At 56.7% G+C, this 4,705-nt stretch carries 7 protein-coding genes; all 7 read left to right on the top strand.

The window, feature by feature from the left end; translation table 11 throughout:
* Nucleotides 1–496, top strand: a 496-nt coding sequence (locus NTW95_00805; protein ID MCX6555966.1) for a His/Gly/Thr/Pro-type tRNA ligase C-terminal domain-containing protein, incomplete at its 5' end; no start/stop codon positions are given.
* 1 nt (nt 497) lies between these two features.
* Nucleotides 498–1,124 (top strand): protein-L-isoaspartate(D-aspartate) O-methyltransferase, encoded by a 627-nt coding sequence (locus NTW95_00800; protein ID MCX6555965.1) that lies wholly within the window; start codon nt 498–500, stop codon nt 1,122–1,124.
* 20 nt (nt 1,125–1,144) lie between these two features.
* On the top strand, nt 1,145–1,546 hold the full coding sequence (locus NTW95_00795) for a DUF192 domain-containing protein (GenBank protein ID MCX6555964.1): 402 nt from the start codon (nt 1,145–1,147) through the stop codon (nt 1,544–1,546).
* A 28-nt stretch (nt 1,547–1,574) separates the two neighbouring features.
* The gene (locus NTW95_00790; protein MCX6555963.1) at nt 1,575–2,096 is read left to right on the top strand and encodes a zinc-ribbon domain-containing protein; all 522 of its coding nucleotides are present in this window, start codon (nt 1,575–1,577) and stop codon (nt 2,094–2,096) included.
* 1 nt (nt 2,097) lies between these two features.
* Nucleotides 2,098–3,228 carry a hypothetical protein gene (locus tag NTW95_00785; protein ID MCX6555962.1) on the top strand — a complete coding sequence of 377 codons (1,131 nt, stop codon included), beginning with the start codon at nt 2,098–2,100 and terminating at the stop codon, nt 3,226–3,228.
* Nucleotides 3,183–3,533, top strand: a complete 351-nt coding sequence (locus NTW95_00780) for a hypothetical protein (GenBank protein ID MCX6555961.1) — start codon at nt 3,183–3,185, stop codon at nt 3,531–3,533. The genes NTW95_00785 and NTW95_00780 overlap by 46 nt, the downstream gene beginning before the upstream one ends.
* Nucleotides 3,534–3,872: 339 nt before the next feature.
* Nucleotides 3,873–4,705: phosphoribosylamine--glycine ligase (gene purD / locus NTW95_00775; protein MCX6555960.1), on the top strand; the 833-nt coding region annotated here is incomplete at its 3' end.

The raw sequence follows: 4,705 nt of genomic DNA, 5'->3' as shown, positions 1-4,705 counted from the left end.
GCTGAAGAGCGCCGGGGTGCGCATCCACCTGGACGACCGCGACACCTTCACCCCGGGCTGGAAATACGCCGACTGGGAGATGCGCGGCGTGCCGGTGCGCATCGAGATCGGGCCCAAGGACATCGAAAAAAAACAGGTGGTGCTGGTCAGCCGCATCGACCGCAAGAAGAGCTTCGTCCCCTGGAACGGACTGGCCGAAGAGCTCAAGCGCTTGCTTGAGAAGATCCAGGGCGACCTCTATGCCAAGGCCAAGGCCTTCCGCGACGAGAACACCCGCGAGGCGCGCAATTACAGCGAGCTCCAGGAAGCCATGGCCGGCAGCCGCGGCTTCATCCGCTGCGGCTGGTGCGGCGGCGTTGACTGCGAGGCCAAGGTAAAGGCCGACACCGCGGCCACCATCCGCGTCATCCTGGACGATGCCGCCGCGCCGGGAACCGCTTGCGTCGCCTGTGCGAAAAAAGCTGCGCACACGGTGATTTTCGCCAAATCCTACTGACATGGACGAGGACTACGAAGCCCAGCGCCGCGCCATGGTGGACGGGCAGCTCCGCAATCGCGGCATCCGCTCCGAAGCCGTCCTGCGCGCCATGGCCAAGGTGCCGCGCGAGCGTTTCGTGCCCGAGGCCGAACGAAGGCTCAGCTATATCAACGGCCCCCTCCCCATCGGCTTCGGGCAGACCATCTCCCAGCCCTACATCGTGGCCTACATGACCGAGGCGCTCGAACTGCGTGGCGATGAGAACGTGCTGGAGATCGGCACCGGTTCCGGCTACCAGACCGCCGTACTGGCCGAGATCGCGGCCCGGGTCTATTCGCTGGAAGTCATCCCCGAACTTAGCCGAGCCGCGGCCGATCTGCTGACAAACGGCTTCAATTACCGGAACATTTCATTCAAGATCGGGCGCGGCCAGGAGGGCTGGCCCGAGTTCGCCCCCTACGAGCGCATGATCCTGACCGCTGCACCCGGCCGCTTCCCCGAGCCCCTTTTCGAACAATTGGCCGAGGGCGGGATCGTCATCGCCCCCGTGGGCGGCGATATCCAGCGCCTGGTCCGCTACGAAAAGCGGGCCGGCAAGATAACGGCCGACGAGCTGATCGGCGTGGTCTTCGTCCCCCTGATATGAAAAGAATATTCGTTTTACTGATGTCTTTGGCCGGCTTACTTAACGGAGCCAACCGCTTCGTCACCATCTACGTCCAGGACAAGCCGTTCCAGGTGGAAATCGCCGATACCCCGGAAAAACACGCCCTAGGCCTCATGTTCCGCCGCTGCATCAGAGATGACTACGGCATGCTGTTCGTCTTTCCCGGGGAAGACTTCCGCAGTTTCTGGATGAAAAACACGCGGATCAGCTTGGATATCATTTATTTGAACGGGGGGCAGCAGATCGTCGACATGCACCTGGCTGTCCCTCCCTGCATCTCCGATCCCTGCCCGGGCTACGACTCGAAGTATCCGGCGCGCTATGTCCTGGAGCTCAAGGGCGGCATGGCCAAAAAAATGAACTTGCAAATCGGCGATAAAATCTTTTTGCCATTTGACTAATGATTTTTTTTGATGTTATAATTTATCCATGATTATCGAATGTCCGCAGTGCAAGGCCAAATACGAGATCTCAGACGAACGGGTCAAGGGCAAGAACAAGCTGAAGTGCTCGCGCTGCCAGACCGTATTCGAGGTCATGGAACCCAAGAGCGATTCCTCCAGCAAGAAGGACACCGCCAAGATCCTGCAGCAGAAGGTGGAAGACTCGCTGTGGATCAATGAAAACCTGAAACTGCCCGATGACCGGAAAATCTCCCTGGCCGTGATCAAGGGGGCCCGCGCCGGCTTCATCTACCATCTGAACAAGCCCTACGTCCTGATCGGACGCGGCAAGGTCGACCTGATCATCCCGGACAAGGAAGTGTCGCGCAAGCACCTGGCCATCGAGGTGCGCAACGAAAAGGTCTTCCTGCGCGACCTGGGCAGCACCAACGGCACCTTCATCAGCGACGACAAGGTCTCGATCACCGAGATCACCGACCAGACCGAGTTCAAGATCGGCCAGACCACGCTGATGCTGATCACCACGTCTCAGGGCTACGAAAAGTAAATTGCTGCGTTCGCTGAAGCTCGTCATCAATTTCATCCTGACCGCCTGCCTGTTCACCTTTTTCACCCTGTTGCTGATCGCCTTCCTGAACCCCCGCGTGACGATCGCGCCGGACATGCTGCTGCCCATTTTCCTGAACCTGCTTACCTATTACGGCCCGCTGTGGATGGTGTTCATCGCGGTCAGCTTTTTCTTCGTGCAGTTTTTCGCCGAGCGCAAGTACCCGATCGGTTTTTTCAATCCGCCGACGCCGGTGTACTTCCTTTCCTTCACGGTCATGATCGCCTCGGTGCTCTTCTACGCCAACTACGATTATTACTATGTTTTCTTCACCGTTGACGCCAAGAACAACTTCATCAAGATCCTGCTGCTCAATTTCCTGATCCTGATCCTGGGCATCGTCTTCATCTTCCTGAAGTCGCGGCGCAAAAGATGGCTCCAGGCCCTGCTGATGCTCCTCGTTGGCCTAGACGTCTGGGCCGGCTACACCTTGCTGAGGCAAAAGCATCCCGTCGCTCCGTCCGCCTTCAAATACACGGCGCCGGTCATCAGCCCGCCCCGCCAGCTCAACCTGGTGATCATGGAGGGCTTGTCGCTGAATTACCTGCTCAGCGTTTCACAGGAGTCGAAGCTGTTGAATTTCAACTGGATCAAGGAAAACGGCGTCATGGGCCGCCTGAGGACCTTCCGGCCCAACCCCGAGCTGTCGTTCTTCAATACCCTTCTCAGCGGCGAATCGCCGGCCAATTTCGCCGAGCATTCCGACTTCAAGTTCCAGTTCCGCGACGCCCTTTGCGAGTTCGACAATTTTCCCAAGTACATTTTTTTCAGGAACTCGGCCAAGCTGAACGTGACCAGCTTCTACAAAAGGGTTTCCGGCGGACGGTTGGACCGGCTGAAGGAATTCTACCAGGCGAACGGCTTCAAGACGTTTACCATGATCAATCCCCCGGTCTGGCCCACGTATGCCGAGAACAACCTCAAGAAGAACAACAATTTCGTGCAGTTCTTCTCCTCCTCGCTGGCCCAGAAGGACCCGAAGAGTACGGCTGGATCCTCGATAAATATTATGAATATTACGATGCGGTGCTGGGCAAGATCATCGGTTCCATGGGCGACAACGAGATGCTGATCGTGCTGAGCTTATATGAGACCGAGCCGCTGCCGGTTTGGCGGCGCATCCTGGTCAACTATATCGGCCGCCGCGATATTTTCGTCTACAAGTCGATGAACGCGCTGGGCACTTTCCTGCTGTACGAGAAAGCGGCGCTGAAAAAAGGGCTGTTCCAGGACACCATCTCCCTGGCTGACCTGTTTCCCACCCTGCTGTACTATGCCGGCTTTCCGCTTTCCAAGGGCCTACCGGGCGAGGTGGTCAAGGACATCTTCAGCGATCTTTTCCTGGCCGAGAACCCCGTCTATTTCGCCACCGAATAAATACCCACACTATAGTCAAACTAGATGGTTTCAGCCATATTTATACTTGCTGAAACCATAGTTTGACGATCCAGTGTGACTACCGCCTGCGTGTCCGAATAATTTGTTCTTCCCCTGCTGGGACAGACAAACTAAATCCATACCAACACTATGTTTTTGACAATATCGGTAAATCGTCAAAAACATGCAGTGTTGGTATAGTCACACTAAATGGTTTCAGCCACTATCAGAACTTGCTGAAACCAGAGTGTGACTACCAAAGTCGGTGGATAGTTTGTGCTGCTTGCGCAAAGCATTTTTATTTTCTATAATTTGTCCGGGAAAGATCAAGGAGTCAAGATGAAAGTACTGATCGTCGGCTCGGGTGGCCGGGAACACGCCCTGGTGTGGAAGATCTCGCAATCCAAGCGGGTGGATAAAATTTTCGCCGCTCCCGGCAACCCTGGCACCGGCAGCCTGGCCGAGAACGTCGACATCAAGCCGACCAGCATCATCGAGCTGGCCGATTTCGCCCAGGCGGAAAAGATCGACCTGACCGTGGTCGGCCCGGAGCATCCGCTGGCGTTGGGCATCGTCGACGAGTTCAACAGCCGCCACCTGAAAATATTCGGCCCCACCCAGAAAGCGGCCATGATCGAAACCTCCAAGTCGTTTGCCAAGGAATTCATGAACAAGAACAACATCCCCACTCCGGCTTTCAAGACCATCACCTCTGCCGCCGATGCCATGGATCATTTCCGCAGCGCTTCCTTTCCCCTGGTGATCAAGGCCGACGGGCTGGCCGCCGGCAAGGGGGTCTACATCTGCCAAAAAAAGAGCGAAGCCGAGGAGGGCATCAAAGAGATCATGCTGGACGGGAAGTTCGGCAAGTCGGGCGAACGGGTGGTGATCGAGGAGTTCCTGACCGGGCAGGAAATGTCGTTCATGGTGATCAGTGACGGCAAGCGTATCATTCCGCTGGCCACGGCCATGGACTACAAAAAAGCGCTGGATAACGACAAGGGGCCCAACACCGGCGGCATGGGCGCGATTTCGCCGGCGCCGCAGATCAGCCGGGAGCTTTTCAACACGATCATGAAAAGCATCATCGAACCGACCATCGCCGGCCTAAGATTTGAAAACAAGAAATACAAGGGCGTCCTGTATGCCGGCCTGATGGTCACGCGCGATGG

The sequence above is a fragment of the Candidatus Aminicenantes bacterium genome, from assembly GCA_026393795.1.
Lineage (GTDB): Bacteria > Acidobacteriota > Aminicenantia > UBA2199 > UBA2199 > UBA2199.
Note: the sequence above shows the minus strand (reverse complement) of the source record. Positions and strands in the feature narration are given on the sequence as shown.